This window comes from Aeromicrobium ginsengisoli (assembly GCF_004134905.2).
GTDB lineage: Bacteria > Actinomycetota > Actinomycetes > Propionibacteriales > Nocardioidaceae > Aeromicrobium > Aeromicrobium ginsengisoli.
The window spans coordinates 237,120-252,139 of sequence record NZ_SDPQ02000004.1; the positions used below are offsets into that span (position 1 = coordinate 237,120).

A 15,020-nucleotide genomic window follows, 5' to 3' on the forward strand; every position below is an offset into this window, starting at 1 on the left:
CTCGTCAGCGGCTGAGGGCTGAAGCTTCGTCGGCGGTGAGGTCGGCGTATGCCTGGCGGGTGTGCGGTCCGAGGCTGAGCCGTTCGGCGGCGGCGAGGTCGATCAACACGTCGACGTCCTGACGCAGGGCACCTGGCGCGACCAGCTCGTACGCGCCGAGGCCGCGGTGCCGCTCAGCGGAGCCGGGGCCGTAGCCGGGACGCATCAGCTCTGGCGAGCGGCTCGTCAGGATCGTCGTGCCGTCACCGTTGGCGTCCGCGACGAACGCGAACGGGTGTGTCGCCGCCTCGCGCAGCAGCTCGCCGAGTGCGTCGGGCGTCAGCGCGGGCAGGTCCGACGGGACGACGGCGACGGGCACGTCCGGCCGGTGCTCGCCGGCCCACGCGATGCCGTGCCGGATCGCCGAGCCCAGGGTGTCGAGCGACCGGTCGCCGGGTTCCTGGATCACGTGGGCGCCGGCCGCGCGGACGTGATCGACGACCAGGTCGCCCTGCGTCACGACCACGACGTCGCTGACCTCCGGGCAGGCGAGCACCGCGGCGAGCGTGTCGCGGGCGAACGCCTCGGCGAGGGTGCGTCGTACGTGCGGATCGGCGTGCAGGCGCGACTTGGCCTGGTCCCACGCCTTCATCGGCACGATCGCGGTGTACGTCATCCGGCCGCCTGGACCGGGGACAGCCGGCCGTACGTCGTGGTGCGCTGGACAGCAGGGCGGCCGGCCAGTGTCGCCATCGTCTCGAGCTCCTCGATCGACTTGCGGGAGCCGTTCGTCGAGCCGGCCATGCGGCTGATGGTCTCCTCCATGAGCGTCCCGCCGAGGTCGTTGACCCCGCCCTGCAGGACCTGGGTGCAGGTCTCGGGGCCGAGCTTGACCCACGAGCACTGGATGTTGTCGATCAGGCCGTGCAGCATGATCCGTGCCAAGGCGTGCACCGCGCGGTTGTCGCGCACCGAGGGGCCCGGCCGGGCGACGCCGGCGAGGTAGATCGGCGAGGACTGGTGCACGAACGGCAGCGGCACGAACTCGGTGAAGCCACCAGTCTCGCGCTGCAGGTTGCCGATCGTGCGCAGGTGGCCGACCCAGTGACCGGGGTGGTCGACGTGGCCGTACATCATCGTCGAGGTCGTCGGCAGGCCCACCTCGTGGGCCGTGCGGATGACGTCGAGCCACTCCGACGTCGGCAGCTTGCCCTTGGTCAGGACCCAGCGGACGTCGTCGTCGAGGATCTCCGCGGCCGTGCCGGGCAGCGAGTCGACGCCGGACTCCTTGGCCTGCACGAGGAAGTCGCGCACCGACATGCCCGTGCGCGTCACGCCGTTCATGACCTCCATGGGGCTGAACGCGTGGACGTGCAGACCGGGCTCGCGCTGCTTGACGGCAGCGGCGATGTCGAAGTACGCCGTGCCGGGCAGCTCGGGGTCGATGCCGCCCTGCATGCAGACCTCGGTCGCACCGAACGCCACGGCCTCGGTGGCCCGGTCGCCGATCTCGTCGAGCGACAGGGTGTAGGCGTCGGCATCCGTACGTCGCTGGGCGAACGCGCAGAAGCGGCAGCCGGTGTAGCAGACGTTGGTGAAGTTGATGTTGCGGTTGACGATGTAGGTGACCTCGTCGCCGACCGCCTGTCGGCGCAGGTCATCGGCCAGCGCCGTGACGGCGTCGAGCTGAGCGCCCTCGGCGGTCATGAGGGTCAGCGCGTCGGCGTCCGACAGGCCCGCAGGGTCCCGTTCGGCCGCCCGCATCGCTGCGGCGAACCCGCCGTCGCCGACCCCGACCAGTGCCGCGTCGCGGCCCGGCTGGCTGTCGCGCAGCACCGACCAGTCGCCGTAGACGTCCTCGAAGTCGCTGCGCCGGTCGGTCGTACGCCCCACCGTGTCGATCTCGGTGTGCAGGTCGGTGCGGCCCTTCGAGAGCCAGCCCGTCGTGGACCAGCCGCCGTCGGGCTCCTGCCAGGGCAGTCCCTCCGGGATCGCGTCGGCGCGGGCCAGCCCGTCGTCGGCGACCAGGGCGTCGACGTGCGGGCGCAGGCGCGGGTCGAGCCACGGCTCGGACAGGAACTGCGGGTGCGCCGTGAGCCGCTCGGTCAGCGTGAACCCGCGCTCTGCGGCGAGCTCGGCCAGCGCCGTGATCTGCGGCCACGGCTTCTCGGGGTTGACGTGGTCGGGGGTCAGCGGACTGATGCCGCCGAAGTCGTCGACGCCGGCGTCCAGCAGCGCGCGGCAGTCGTCGAGCCCCACGAGGTTGGGCGGCGCCTGGACCCGCATCGCGGGCCCCATCAGGATGCGCGTCGTGGCGATCGCGGCGAGATACTCCTCGACCTCGAGGTCCGGCGTCAGCCGCATCGCCGTGTCGTCCTTCGACACGAAGTTCTGGATGATGACTTCCTGGATCGACCCGTAGGTGCGGGCGATCCGCCGCAGCTCGAAGATGCTCTCGACGCGGTCGTTGACGGTCTCGCCGATGCCGATCAGCAGCCCGGTCGTGAAGGGGATGTTGAGCCGCCCGGCGTCCTCGAGCACCCTCAGGCGTACGGTCGGGTCCTTGTCGGGGCTGGCGTAGTGCGCCTCGCCCTTCTCCTCATACAGGCGACGGCTCGTCGTCTCGAGCATCATGCCCATCGACGGGGCGGTCGGCTTGAGCCGCGACATCTCCTTCCAGCTCATGACGCCGGGGTTGAGGTGCGGCAGCAGCCCGGTCTCCTCGAGCACCCGGATCGCCATCGCGCGTACGTACTCCAGCGTGCTGTCGTAGCCGGCGGCCTCGAGCCACTCCTTGGCGTCGTCCCAGCGGTCCTCGGGCCGGTCACCGAGGGTGAACAGCGCCTCCTTGCACCCCATTGCGGCGCCCTTGCGGGCGATGTCGAGCACCTCGTCGGGCGACAGGAACGGGGCGGGCAGCCGGCCCGGGGTCGTCGCGAACGTGCAGTAGTGGCACCGGTCGCGGCAGAGCCGGGTCAGCGGGATGAAGACCTTCTTGCTGTACGTCACGACACCCGGCCGGCCGGCCGCCTCGAGGCCCGCGTCGCGGACCCGCGCCGCAGCGGCCATGAGCCGGCGCAGCTCGTCGCCGCGGGCACTCAGCAGACCGGCTGCTTCTCGTGCGTCGATCGTCTTGCCCGCGACGGCCCGCGTGACGGCCCGGCTGATCTCGCGGTCGCTCGGTGCGCTCATTCAGCAATTGTGGTCCCCACGTCCACGCGCGGACGCGCCGACCCGCTCAACGCAAACTTCAGGCTCGCCGCAGGATGCGTAGGACCTGGCGTTCGAGGGTGCGGCTCATGGGGGACCCGGGCGCGACGCGGCGATGATCGGCACGCACCGTGACGCCGTCCTCGAACAGGTCGATGATCCGCGGATCGACGTACGAGGTCCGGGCGATCGCGGGCGTGTTGCCGAGGTGCTCCGAGACCTCGCGCATCGCCGCTGCGACGGACTTCTTGCGCCGGTTCGGCGTGCTGCCGTCGCTGCGCGCCAGGGCGAGGGCGGCGATCGAGGTGCCGCGCCAGGTCCTGAAGTCCTTGGCCGTGTAGTGCTCGCCGATGATCTCCTTGACGTACGCGTTGACGTCGTCGGCGTCGAGGTCGCGCCACCGTCGGCCCTCCTTGTAGGCGAGCAGACGATCGCCGCCTCCGCGGCGCCGGCGCAGCGTCTCGATGACCTCGCGCACCCGTTGGTCGCGCACCGTGACCTCGACGAGCTGGCCGGACTTGGCCGGGTAGGAGAACGTCATGCCGGTCCCGGCGCCGTGCACGTGCTGCTTCTCCAGCGTCGTGAGGCCGTAGCTGCCGTTCTCCTCGACGTACCGCTCCGAGCCGATGCGGAACATGCCGAGGTCGAGCAGGCTGAATGCCGTCGCGGCGACCCGTTCCAGGGTCAGGTCGTCGCCGGCGAGGTGGCGGCGGGCCTCGAGGCGGTGCTTGAGCAGCGACGCGGCGAAGCCTTCCATGCGCTCGAACTTCTCGGTGTCGCGCCGGACCCGCCAGTCCGGGTGATAGATGTACTGCCGCCGACCTGCCGCGTCGGTGCCGACCGCCTGCAGGTGGCCGTTCTCGACGGCGCAGATCCACACCTCGTTCCACGCCGGCGGGATCACGAGCTGCTTGCACCGCAGGACCTGCTCGGGCTCGAGCGGCCTGCCGTCCTCGTCGAGGAAGCGGAAGCCACGACCGTGCCGGACCCGCGACCAGCCGGGCGAGCTCGCGGACGTACGGCGCAGGCGGACCATGGTGAGATCACGCTAGGTGACGTCCCACCCCACCGCATGTCGTAGCGACTCTCGCGACCTCCCGGCCGGCCGGCCCGGTGGCCGTGTCATGGTTCAACCTCGGACACCCTGAGGAGAGCAACGTGGAGCTGAGGATCGGTTACAAGGCATCGGCCGAGCAGTTCGCGCCGAGGGAGCTCGTCGAGCTCGGCGTCCTCGCCGAGGCGGCCGGCATGGACACCGCGGTCGTGAGCGATCATTTCCAGCCGTGGCGGCACGAGGGTGGCCACGCGCCGTTCTCGTTGGCGTGGCTGACCGCGGTGGGTGAGCGCACCTCGTCGATCCGGCTGGGCACGTCGGTCATGACTCCGACGTTCCGCTACAACCCGGCCGTGGTCGCGCAGGCGTTCGCCACGATGGGCTGCCTCTATCCCGACCGCATCCTGCTCGGCGTCGGCACCGGGGAGGCGCTCAACGAGGCGGCGTCGGGCTTCGTGGGGGAGTGGCCGGAGTTCAAGGAGCGCTTCGCCCGGCTACGCGAAGCCGTCGACCTGATGCGGCAGCTCTGGACGGGCGAGCGAGTCGACTTCGAGGGTGACTACTACCGCACGGTCGGCGCGTCGATCTACGACGTACCGGACGGCGGGGTCCCGGTCTACGTCGCCGCCGGCGGACCGGTCGTGGCGCGCTATGCGGGGCGCAAGGGCGACGGCATGATCTGCACGTCCGGCAAGGGCATGGAGCTCTACGAGGACAAGCTCATGCCCGCGCTCGCCGAGGGAGCCGACAAGGCCGGCCGGTCGACCGACGACATCGACCGCATGATCGAGATCAAGGTCTCGTACGACCCGGACCCGCAGGTCGCGCTCGAGAACACCCGGTTCTGGGCGCCCCTGTCGCTGACCGCCGAGCAGAAGCACAGCATCGACGACCCGATGGAGATGGAGGCGGCCGCCGACGCCCTGCCGATCGAGCAGGTGGCCAAGCGGTGGATCGTCAGCTCGGACCCCGACGAGGTCGCGGCGCTGGTCAAGCCCTACGTCGACGCGGGCCTCAACCACCTGGTGCTGCACGCCCCCGGTCATGACCAGCGGCGCTTCCTCGAGCTCTTCACGACGGATCTGGCGCCTCGGCTCCGCGCTCTGGGCTGAGCCGCGGTCGGGCCCGACGAGGGGTGACCGGTTCAGCCGGCCCTGCGGAACGCCCCAGGGGTGACGCCCGCCCGGGCGCGGAAATAGGCAGAGAAGTTCGACGGGTCGTCGAAGCCCAGCCGCTCGGCGATCTCGGCCACGGGAGCCTCGCCATGGCTCAGCAGCCGCTTGGCCTCGAGCACGACCCGCTCGTCGATGAGCTGCTTGGCCGACCGGCCGGTGTGCGCCCGCGCCAGCCGGTTGAGGGTCCGCGGCGAGTAGCCGAGCCGCTCGGCGTAGTGCGTCACCTGGTGCCACTCGCCGAACCGTCGGTCGATCTCGTCGCGGAACCAGATGTATGCCTCGTGGGTCGCGGCGGGCCCAGCCGTCTGGTCGGCCGGCTGGGCGAGCGCCAGCTGCGTGAGCAACGCGCCTGTCGCGTGGGCGAGCGCAGCGTCGCGCACGTCGGTGCGGTCGCCTGTCGGCTGCCGTCCGCAGGCGAGCAGCAGCGCCCAGGCCTCGGCGACCGGCGTTCGCTCAATCAGTGACGCCGGCCAGACGTTCGGGATCGCGGTGCCGGAGGTCCGCACCAGCTCGCGGGTGCGGTCGTCGATCGCGTGCGCGGCGAACAGCACGCTGGGTCCGTCGATGTCATCGATGCGGCCCCACTGGTGCGTCTGGCCGGCGCGCACCCACAGCACGTCGCCGGGCCCCAAGGCGTACGCGGTGAAGTCGACCGTGTGGGTGGCCGTGCCCTCGTCGACGCGGAGCAGCATGTCGAAGTCGAGGCGCTGCGGGGTGAGGAACTCCGCCGGTCCGCCGCGTACGCGCATCCGCTCGAGGTCGAGCACCTCGATGTCGCCGACCTCGGGGGTCGGCGGGTCGAACTGCACCGGTCGGATGTCATCTGATGCCGGATGTCCCGTTTTCACCATGTGGTGTCCCGTCATGACCGTGTGCAGTGAGGCTGAGGAGCCTATTTTTACAGGTGACACCACAAGTTCACCACAGATCGGAAGACTCATGACTCTCACCTACACCGTGTTCGACGCGGCACCCGGCTCGCTCAACAAGACCAGCGTCGTCGTCAGCGGCGAGACCGAGGCTCTCGTCGTCGACGCCGGGTTCACCCGCGCAGACGGCCACCGCATCGTCGCCGAGGTCCTCGACTCCGGCAAGACGTTGACCCGCGTCGTCATCACGGCCGGCGACCCCGACTTCTACTTCGGCGCCGAGGTCATCGCCGACGCCTTCCCGGAGGCCACGTTCTCCGCGCCCGCCGACGTCATCGAGCACATCCAGCACTCGTACGAGGGCAAGCTCCAGGCGTGGGCCCACCTCGGCGCCAACCTGCCGACCCGCCTCGTCGACATCGCCGAGCTGACCGAGACCGTCCTGACGGTCGACGACACCCAGATCGAGGTGCGCCGCGGCAGCGACCAGCTCGGCGACCGCGCCTGGTACCTGTTCGAGCCGGCCTCGCGCTCGCTCATCGGCGGTGTGCTGCTGTTCGAAGGCCTGCACGTGTGGACCGCCGACAGTGCCACCCCCGAGCTCCGCGCAGAGTGGGTCCGCGTCCTCGAGACGCTCGAGGCCCTCGCTCCGGCGTACGTCGTCGCCGGTCACCGCGTCGCCGGCGCGCCCACCGACCTCACGGCGATCACGCACACCCGCGACTACCTGCGCTTCTTCGAGCAGACCGTCACCGAGTCCGCCACCGCCGAGGACGCCAAGGCCAAGCTGCTCGCGGCCTACCCCGACGCCGGCCTCGTCATCGCCGCCGATCTCGGCACCAAGGTCGCCAAGGGTGAAATGACATGGGGCTGATCGACGAGGCGTCGCCCGCCCAGCTCGTACGCCGCCAGTACCTCGCGTCCGCCGCGGGTGACCTCGAGGCGCTGCGGGCGACCCTGGCGCCCGACGTCGAGTGGACCGAGATGGCTGGGTTCCCACTCGCCGGGACCTACCGGACCCCGACGGGCGTCACGAGCAACGTCATGGAGAAGCTCGGCGCCGACTGGGACGGCTGGGCGGCGCACGACGACACCTATGTCGTCGACGGCGAGAACGTCGTCGTGCTGGCGCGCTACACGGCGCAGCACAAGGGGACCGGCAAGCCGCTCCCCGTACGCGTGGCTCACCACTTCATCGTGCGCGGCGGGCTCATCGTCCGCTTCGAGCAGTTCGTCGACACCGCACTCGTACGGGACGCCGCGACGGCGTGACCTGCGCCCGGATCAGGATGACGCGAAGGGTGATCTCAGCAGGTAGCGGCTCGTCGGCACCGTGTCGATGTGGTCCGTCGCCCCGAACGCCGAGGTGCTGGCCACCATGCGCGTCATCCGGTCATGGAGGTCCGCATCGTCCGCGGCGCCGAAGAAGGCGTGGAGGTCCGTGGTCGCCGCGTCGGGGAACAACTCCTCGACGATGCCGTCGATCGCCGGCGCGTCGGGAGTGAGCGCGCGGACCACGACGTTCTGGGTGTAGCCGAACGTCGCCTGCGTCTCGATCGCCGCCGGGGTGTGGTCGACCTGCCACCGCGTGAGCCACGTGGCGCGATCGAGCTCCGGCGGCCGGCGCAGCAGTGCGACGTTCGCGAACCCCGGGCACCGGTCGCCGAGGCGATCGGGCGGCGGTATGGGCACTGACTCGGTCACAAGGTAGGCCGCGAGGGACTCGCAGTGATCTGCCAGCAGCTCGATGGCCGCGGTGACCTGTGCGCCGTACGACTGCTGCGCCCAGATGCTGACGACCGCGGCTACCGGGGGTGCGAGCGTCGTCAGGGTCATCAGCGAGTCGCGGACCGCGCCGTCGCGGACGTTGGTCGCAAGACCCGCGATGCCCAGGTCGAGCAGCTCGTCACCGACGGGTCCGCGGATCCGTTCGCACCACTGGTCGTCAGGCTCCGCGGCGCGGAGCAGCACGACGACCTTCTCCACGGCCCTGCCTCAGGCCGAGGTGGCGAGGGTGTCGGTGTCGGTTGCGATACGACCGAGGAGGGTCAGGAGCAGGTCCCGGTCCTCCTTGCTCACGCCGTCGAGCGCCCGCGCCTCGGCGGCATCGCGGGCGGTCGCGAACGTGGCGAACATCCGCCGGCCGGCTTCCGTGATCTGGGGAATGCGGACCCGACGATCCGACGGGTCGACGGTCCGCACGATCAGCTCCTGCCGCTCGAGCCGGTCGAGCACCGTGATCAGGGTCGTCTTGTCGACGCACACGACACGGCTCAGCTCGAGCTGGGTCCGTTGCTGGCCGTCCTCGAGCGCCGCCAGCACGAGCCAGTCACGCGCGTCGTTGAGGCCCATCTCCGCGGCGGCGTGGTCGAGGTAGATCGTCACGCGGTTGACCGCGGCGTGCAGAAGGATCGTCAGGTCGGCCGGGTACGCCGCAGCACAAGCGGCCAGCGCCTGCGTCTCGGACTCGTGCAGCGAACTTCCCATGACCGCAGGGTATCGCCCCATCGACATATGTTCAACGTCGGATAAGTCACACTCGGATCGTCTGGACTCGGATGATTGTGTCTCGTACGTTATGGGATGTCGATGAACGCCATCACCCACAACGTAGTGAAGGAACACCATGACCACGATCCAGAACGAGACGCCGACCGGCGTCGACCCGCGTCGATGGCTGGCGCTGGTCGTCATCGCCGTCGCGCAGCTGATAGTGGTGCTCGACGCGAGCATCGTGAACATCGCCCTGCCGTCCGCCCAGGACGCGCTCGGCATCTCTGACGCCAACCGCCAATGGGTCGTCACCGCGTATGCCCTGGCGTTCGGCGGACTACTCCTCCTGGGCGGCCGCATCGCTGACTTCGTCGGCCGCAAGCGCGCCTTCATCATCGGCCTCGTCGGGTTCGGTGTGGCCTCCGCGGTCGGCGGCCTCGCGCAGAACCAGGGCGAGCTGTTCGCCGCCCGCGCGCTGCAGGGTGCGTTCGCCGCCCTCATGGCGCCGGCTGCGCTCTCGCTGATCAGCGTGACGTTCACCGAGCCCAAGGAGCGCGCGAAGGCATTCGGCGTCTACGGAGGCATCTCCGGCGGCGGCGCAGCGCTGGGCCTGATCCTCGGCGGTGTCCTCACCGAGTACGCCTCGTGGCGCTGGACCCTGCTGGTCAACACGCCGATCGCCATCGCGACGGCCGTGGCCGCTGCGATCCTCGTCCGCGAGAGCCGCGCTGAGGGCAAGGCTCGCTACGACATCCCCGGTGTCGTGACCAGCACGCTCGGCCTCGTCGCCCTCGTGTACGGCTTCACCAAGGCCAACGAGAGCGGCTGGTCGGCCACGAGCACGATCCTGCTGCTGGGCGCCGCCGTCGTCCTGCTCGTCTCGTTCGTCGTGATCGAGCGCAACACCGCTGAGCCCCTGCTGCCCACCCGGGTCTTCCTCGAGCGCAACCGCGCCGCGGCGTTCCTCGTGTCGCTGCTGCTCGGACTCGCCCTGTTCGGCATGTTCCTGTTCCTCGTCTACTACATGCAGGGCACCCTGCAGTACTCCGCCGTGAAGTCCGGGCTCGCGTTCCTCCCCTTCAGCGTCGGGGTCGTGGGCGGAGCAGGCGTGGCGAGCGCCCTGCTGCCTCGCATCGGGCCGCGCCCGCTGATGGTGGGTGGCACGCTCGCTGCCGCGGTCGGCATGTTCCTGTTCGCGCAGATCACGGTCGACGGCAGTTACGTCACCACGGTCCTGCCGGCGCAGATCGTCATGAGCCTCGGCGTCGGACTCGCGTTCGTCGCGCTCTCGAGCACCGCCCTCATCGGTGTCGAGGACCACGACGCAGGTGTCGCCAGCGCGCTGGTCAACACGACGCAGCAGGTCGGCGGCTCGCTGGGCACCGCATTGCTCAACACGATCGCCGCCACCGCGACGACCAGCTACATCGCAGCCAACGGGGTCGCCCAGACCTCCCAGGGCCTGGTGCACGGCTACACGGTCGCCTTCAACTGGGGCCTGGGTGCGCTGCTCCTGGCCGCCGTGCTGTCGCTGGTGCTGGTGACCAAGCAGAGCCCGCCGGCCGCCGCCGAGGGTGACGAGACGCCGTTCGAGCACGCCGAGGAGCTCGTGGTCGTCTAGTCGGCTGCACAACCACCGAAGTCCCCCGCGAACACGCTTCGCGGGGGACTTCGGCGTCACGGTGTGCCCCCGACAGGAATCGAACCTGTGGCCTACCGCTTAGGAGGCGGTCGCTCTATCCGACTGAGCTACGGGGGCGTGAGGACTCAGGTTATCCAGTCTTGGTACCAACCCATACGATCGCCTCTATGCGCCATCACCTCAGACGCCTGTGCGCCACAGGGTCCGGGCAGTGAGGCGGCTGCTGGTCCTCGCCGCGATCGTGGCACTTCTCGCAGCGGGGACGGCGTCATGCGGGAAGGCCGACACGATCCGCAAGCCGGGTGACGAGTGCACCCCGGCCAAGTCCCTCCCAAGCGGCTCCACGCAACGCACGATCGAGTCCGGCGGCCAGCTGCGGCACTACCTGATCCACGTGCCTCCGGGCTACGACGGCTCGACCAGGACCCCGCTCGTGCTGCTGTTCCATGGCCTCGGCGGCACGCCACAGGGTGTCATCGACACGACGAGCATGGCCGCTCTGGCCGACAAGAACAACGCGATCCTCGTGGCGCCGCTCGCCCGCGGGCGCATCACGGAGTGGGACTTCAAGACGCCCATCAGTCAGCCGACGTCCGACCTGGCGTTCGTCCGCAACCTCGTCAAGGAGGTCAAGTCCGACGGCTGCATCGACTCGTCGCGGGTCTACGCCGCCGGCTTCTCCAACGGCTCGGTGCTGGCACTCGCCCTGGCGTGCGACGGTTCGACGAAGTTCGCCGCGTACGGTGCGGTCTCCGGCCCCTATTGGAACGACTCGTGCCGGTCCTCGCCGCCGGCGTCGATCGTGTACTTCCACGGGCTCAAGGACAAGACCGTCCCCTATGCGGGAGGTGAGACCGTCATCGGACCGCTCCCGCCGGTCAACGAGGTCATGGCGAGCTGGGCGTCGCACGACAGCTGCCCGGCCGCCAGTGCGACGACGACGGTGTCCCAGCACGTCCGGCACTTCACCTGGAGCAAGTGCAAGAAGGGCTCCGACGTCAATGTGTACGTCGTCGACAACGGCGGTCATCGGTGGCCCGGTGGCAAGCCGGCGCCCTCAGGTCGTGTGTCGGGCGTCATGACCCAGGAGATCGACGCCAGCAGCCTGATCTGGAAATTCTTCGATCAGCACACCGCTGGTGGACAATAGGAGCATGACCAAGGCGATCGAGACATGGCTGACCGACATGGACGGCGTTCTCGTGCACGAGGAGAAGGCGATCCCCGGGGCGGCCGACTTCATCGCCCGCCTGACCGAGACGGGACGCAAGTTCCTCGTCCTGACGAACAACTCGATCTTCACCCCGCGAGACCTCTGCGCGCGTCTTCGCGTCGCCGGCATCGACCTGCCCGAATCGGCGATCTGGACGTCGGCGCTGGCCACCGCCAAGTTCCTGAGCGAGCAGCGTCCCGAGGGCACCGCCTACGTCATCGGTGAGGCCGGCATGACGACGGCGCTCCACAACGTCGGCTACATCATGACGAGCCGCGAGCCCGACTACGTCGTGCTGGGCGAGACCCGGACCTACTCGTTCGAGGCCATCACCCGCGCGATCCAGCTGATCGAGAACGGCGCGCGCTTCATCGCGACCAACCCCGACCCGACGGGCCCGTCGCCCGGAGGATCACTGCCGGCCACCGGCTCGGTCGCGGCGCTGATCACCAAGGCGACCGGCGTCGAGCCCTACTTCGTGGGCAAGCCCAACCCGCTCATGATGCGCAGCGCCCTCAACCAGATCGAGGGTCACTCCGAGACGACGGTCATGATCGGCGACCGCATGGACACCGACGTCCTGTCGGGCCTCGAGGCAGGCCTGCGGACGTTCCTGGTGCTCACCGGGTCGACCGCGCCGGGCCAGATCGAGCGCTTCCCGTTCCGGCCGACCCAGGTCTTCGACTCGATCGCCGACATCGTCCCGCTCGTCCAGTAACCGTAAAGTTACCAATCGGTAACACGTCGACCGCGAGAATTGTTATCCTTTCGTAATCTCCGGCGGGCCCACAGGCCTCGACCGGGGATTCCCCTGGCGGATGGTGCCGGGGGATCCTCCACCAGGGAGAGAACGTGAAGGTTTTTCTCACGGGTGCGAGCGGAGTCATGGGCCGATCGTCCATCGCCGCGTTGCACCTCGCGGGCCACGAGGTCGTGGGCCTCGCGCGCACGCCTCAGAGTGCCGCTCAGATCGCCGCGACCGGCGCCGAGACGTGCCTCGGTGACGTGTTCGACCTCGACGCGATGGCGGCCGGCATGCAGGGCTGCGACGCCGTCGCCAACCTCGCAACCAAGGTGCCAGTGGGCACCGGCGCGCTGCGACCCGGTTCGCTCAAGGCGATCGACCGGATCCGTCTGCACGGCTCCCGGGTCGTCACGGAGGCGGCGCAGCGGGCGGGCGTCGAGCGCATCATCCAGCAGAGCCTCAGCTTCATGTACGCCGACCTCGACGACGACTGGATCGACGAACACAGCCCCGTCGACGTGACCCACGCGACCGAGCCGGTCGTCGTCGCCGAGAGCAACGTCAAGGCGATCGAGGCCGCCGGCGGCACCGCGGTCAGCCTGCGCTTCGGCCTCATCACGGGCAACGACCGCAACTCCGCGTGGTTGTTCCGGCGCGCGGCGGCCGGGCGCGCGATCGGCCTCGGCGCGGAGCAGTCGTGGATGCACGTCATCCACCCCGACGACGTCGGATCGGCCGTCGTGCACGCGCTGACCGCGCCGGGCGGGGTCTACAACGTCGGGGCCGAGCCGGTGCAGCGTCGCGACTACGTCGACACGATCGCCCTGGCGGCCGGCCGACGGCACGGCCACTTCCTGCCCGGCTGGGTCCTGCGACTCGGCGGCGAGAAGCTGGAGATCCTCACCCGTTCGCAGCGGGTCAGCTCCCAGCTGTTCAGCGATCGTACGGGCTGGCATCCCTACCACCCCAAGCTCACGCCGGACTGGTTCGATGACCTCGTCTGAGCGGCCCGCCAAGCTCAGCAAGCACGAGCGGGAGCGTCGGCGGAGAGCCGCCGAGCTGCTCGGCGACCTGCTCCCCGACACGACGCGAGACGAGACGTCAGAGGGTTGGGGCGAGAAGGAGTCATCGTCCCGCGACGACGACTACCTCCGCGACGTACCCCCGCACCACGGCTAGACCGGCGGGCGCTGCTGACGGACGAGCGAGTCGCGGATCTCGCGCAGCAACGCGATGTCCTCGGGAACAGCCTCGGGCTCGTCGGCGCCCGGTCCGGGCTTCCGGAGTGCTTGGAGCTTCTGCACCGGGACGACGATCGCGAAGTAGATCACGGCCATCGTCACGACGAAGATGATCAACGCATTGACGATCCCGCCGAGGTTGACGAACGTCGCGTCGCTGTCGGTGATCTGGAAGCCGAAGCCCTTTGAATCTGCGTCGCCACCGCCGACGCTCGCGACGATCGGCTTGACGAAGTTGTCGCCGAAAGCGGCGACGAGGCTCGTGAACGCGACGCCGATCGCGATGCCGACGGCGAGGTCGACGACGTTGCCGCGCATCAGGAAGTCCTTGAAGCCCTTGATCATGGTGCCCCCTACGGATTGGGTGTGAGTCCCCTCGACCCTAGCGAGAGCGCACGCCAACCGACTAGGACGACGTGATCACGCTGAATCGCGCCTCGAGCGCGGCCGTCGCCAGCGCGAGGGCGATCTTCTCGGTCGTGACGATGCCGACCGACACGACCTCGGTGTCGCCGCCGGACGGCGGCAGCGTGACGATCTCGACGGACCGGGCCACGACCTCGGCCTTGCTCTCGCCGTCCGGGTCGACCGCGATGACGTCGACCCGGTCGCCGACGTGCAGGCCGGTGAGCCCGTCGGCGCGATCGACACGGATCGTCGTGAGCACCGCGTCGTCGGCGTAGCCGGACAACGCATCGTCCTGCAACACGCGGTAGTCGGTGATCGCCTCGCCCTCGCGCATCGGCCCAGCGACCCGGCGGCCGATGGCGTCACCGCGGCCGAGCCCGTGCGACGGTCTGGCCGATGGGGAGACCGTCGTCGTACGCACGTCGGAGGCCGTGAGCACATGGCCACTGCGCAGGTCGCGACTCGTCACCAGCACGGCGGTGCCATCGGGTTGCTGGCGCAGCGCGGACAGCGCCGTCAGGACAGCGAGTCCGGCGAAGAGGGCAGCCAGGCTGCGACGGTGCTCGAAGACGAAGCGGTGGATCCGGTCCATGCCCGGACTCTAGGAAGATCCGCCGGACGGCGCTGAGCGCTGTCCACAGACGGTGGGAGCCGAAGGCTCAGGCCGCGGATTCCTTGCCGGACTTCTTGGCCGGCGTGGAGCTCGCCGAGGACGACGAGTCGGACGAGGACGAGCTCGAGGTCGACGAGCTCTCCTTGGCGGCCGGCTTGGCGGTGTCGCTCGAGGACGAGCTGGAGCGGCTGTCGTTGCGGTAGAACCCGGAGCCCTTGAACACGACACCGACCGCGTTGAAGACCTTGCGCAGGTCGCCGCCGCAGTTGGGGCACACGGTCAGCGCATCGTCGGTGAAGCTTTGCTGGACTTCCAGCGCTTCTCCGCAGTCCTTGCACTGGTACTGGTACTTCGGCACGTCATGCTCCCGCTCGATCG

The 15,020-nt window shown here is 69.7% G+C and carries 17 protein-coding genes and 1 tRNA gene; 8 read left to right on the forward strand and 10 right to left on the reverse strand.

Annotated features, from left to right (window positions below):
• Positions 1 to 4: 4 nt before the first annotated feature.
• Genes cofC through ESP70_RS19730 form a run of 3 tightly spaced genes read right to left on the reverse strand, consistent with a single transcriptional unit; the run spans position 5 to position 4,225 of the window.
• Positions 5 to 655: a 2-phospho-L-lactate guanylyltransferase gene (cofC, locus tag ESP70_RS19720; RefSeq protein WP_149691029.1), complete on the reverse strand. Its 651-nt coding sequence runs from the start codon at positions 653 to 655 to the stop codon at positions 5 to 7.
• A complete protein-coding gene (locus tag ESP70_RS19725; RefSeq protein WP_149691030.1) occupies positions 652 to 3,171 on the reverse strand; it encodes a bifunctional FO biosynthesis protein CofGH in 2,520 nt (839 codons plus the stop codon). The genes cofC and ESP70_RS19725 overlap by 4 nt, the downstream gene beginning before the upstream one ends.
• 58 nt (positions 3,172 to 3,229) lie before the next feature.
• Positions 3,230 to 4,225: a DNA topoisomerase IB gene (locus ESP70_RS19730; protein WP_149691031.1), complete on the reverse strand. Its 996-nt coding sequence runs from the start codon at positions 4,223 to 4,225 to the stop codon at positions 3,230 to 3,232.
• A 122-nt stretch (positions 4,226 to 4,347) separates the two neighbouring features.
• Between ESP70_RS19730 and fgd the strand changes: the two genes are divergently transcribed.
• Positions 4,348 to 5,355, forward strand: coding sequence for a glucose-6-phosphate dehydrogenase (coenzyme-F420) (fgd, locus tag ESP70_RS19735; protein ID WP_149691032.1), 1,008 nt, complete (start codon positions 4,348 to 4,350; stop codon positions 5,353 to 5,355).
• A 32-nt stretch (positions 5,356 to 5,387) separates the two neighbouring features.
• On the opposite strand, the gene ESP70_RS19740 is transcribed toward fgd, so the two are convergent.
• Entirely contained in the window at positions 5,388 to 6,269 is an 882-nt protein-coding gene (locus tag ESP70_RS19740) for an AraC family transcriptional regulator (RefSeq protein WP_149691033.1), read from the reverse strand.
• A gap of 88 nt (positions 6,270 to 6,357) precedes the next feature.
• On the opposite strand from ESP70_RS19740, the gene ESP70_RS19745 reads away from it, so the two are divergent.
• Both ESP70_RS19745 and ESP70_RS19750 read left to right on the forward strand, forming a co-directional pair.
• A complete protein-coding gene (locus ESP70_RS19745; protein WP_188110722.1) occupies positions 6,358 to 7,161 on the forward strand; it encodes an MBL fold metallo-hydrolase in 804 nt (267 codons plus the stop codon).
• Positions 7,152 to 7,559 (forward strand): nuclear transport factor 2 family protein, encoded by a 408-nt coding sequence (locus ESP70_RS19750; protein ID WP_149691035.1) that lies wholly within the window; start codon positions 7,152 to 7,154, stop codon positions 7,557 to 7,559. The genes ESP70_RS19745 and ESP70_RS19750 overlap by 10 nt, the downstream gene beginning before the upstream one ends.
• A 12-nt stretch (positions 7,560 to 7,571) precedes the next feature.
• Here the strand turns inward: ESP70_RS19750 and ESP70_RS19755 are convergent, their stop codons facing one another.
• Both ESP70_RS19755 and ESP70_RS19760 read right to left on the reverse strand, forming a co-directional pair.
• The gene (locus tag ESP70_RS19755; RefSeq protein WP_149691036.1) at positions 7,572 to 8,273 is read right to left on the reverse strand and encodes an EthD domain-containing protein; all 702 of its coding nucleotides are present in this window, start codon (positions 8,271 to 8,273) and stop codon (positions 7,572 to 7,574) included.
• 9 nt (positions 8,274 to 8,282) lie between these two features.
• Positions 8,283 to 8,774 (reverse strand): MarR family winged helix-turn-helix transcriptional regulator, encoded by a 492-nt coding sequence (locus tag ESP70_RS19760; RefSeq protein ID WP_188110723.1) that lies wholly within the window; start codon positions 8,772 to 8,774, stop codon positions 8,283 to 8,285.
• A 139-nt stretch (positions 8,775 to 8,913) separates the two neighbouring features.
• Here ESP70_RS19760 and ESP70_RS19765 point away from each other — a divergent pair, with 139 nt between their 5' ends.
• A complete protein-coding gene (locus ESP70_RS19765; RefSeq protein WP_149691038.1) occupies positions 8,914 to 10,401 on the forward strand; it encodes an MFS transporter in 1,488 nt (495 codons plus the stop codon).
• Positions 10,402 to 10,465: 64 nt separating this feature from the next.
• Here the strand turns inward: ESP70_RS19765 and ESP70_RS19770 are convergent.
• Positions 10,466 to 10,539 (reverse strand) — tRNA-Arg (locus tag ESP70_RS19770).
• A 94-nt stretch (positions 10,540 to 10,633) separates the two neighbouring features.
• Between ESP70_RS19770 and ESP70_RS19775 the strand changes: the two genes are divergently transcribed.
• From ESP70_RS19775 to ESP70_RS19790, 4 genes are all read left to right on the forward strand, one after another.
• A complete protein-coding gene (locus tag ESP70_RS19775) occupies positions 10,634 to 11,572 on the forward strand; it encodes an extracellular catalytic domain type 1 short-chain-length polyhydroxyalkanoate depolymerase (RefSeq protein WP_188110724.1) in 939 nt (312 codons plus the stop codon).
• A gap of 4 nt (positions 11,573 to 11,576) precedes the next feature.
• Positions 11,577 to 12,353 (forward strand): HAD-IIA family hydrolase, encoded by a 777-nt coding sequence (locus tag ESP70_RS19780; protein ID WP_149691040.1) that lies wholly within the window; start codon positions 11,577 to 11,579, stop codon positions 12,351 to 12,353.
• A 134-nt stretch (positions 12,354 to 12,487) separates the two neighbouring features.
• Entirely contained in the window at positions 12,488 to 13,384 is an 897-nt protein-coding gene (locus ESP70_RS19785) for an NAD-dependent epimerase/dehydratase family protein (RefSeq protein ID WP_281287356.1), read from the forward strand.
• Entirely contained in the window at positions 13,371 to 13,559 is a 189-nt protein-coding gene (locus tag ESP70_RS19790) for a hypothetical protein (protein ID WP_149691042.1), read from the forward strand. The genes ESP70_RS19785 and ESP70_RS19790 overlap by 14 nt, the downstream gene beginning before the upstream one ends.
• On the opposite strand, the gene mscL is transcribed toward ESP70_RS19790, so the two are convergent.
• The 3 genes from mscL to ESP70_RS19805 form a co-directional block, all read right to left on the reverse strand.
• Positions 13,556 to 13,966, reverse strand: coding sequence for a large conductance mechanosensitive channel protein MscL (mscL, locus tag ESP70_RS19795; RefSeq protein WP_149691043.1), 411 nt, complete (start codon positions 13,964 to 13,966; stop codon positions 13,556 to 13,558). The two genes, ESP70_RS19790 and mscL, sit on opposite strands and share 4 nt — an antisense overlap.
• 61 nt (positions 13,967 to 14,027) lie before the next feature.
• Positions 14,028 to 14,621, reverse strand: a complete 594-nt coding sequence (locus ESP70_RS19800) for an SAF domain-containing protein (RefSeq protein ID WP_149691044.1) — start codon at positions 14,619 to 14,621, stop codon at positions 14,028 to 14,030.
• 67 nt (positions 14,622 to 14,688) lie between these two features.
• Positions 14,689 to 15,000 (reverse strand): FmdB family zinc ribbon protein, encoded by a 312-nt coding sequence (locus ESP70_RS19805; protein WP_149691045.1) that lies wholly within the window; start codon positions 14,998 to 15,000, stop codon positions 14,689 to 14,691.
• Positions 15,001 to 15,020: the final 20 nt, after the last annotated feature.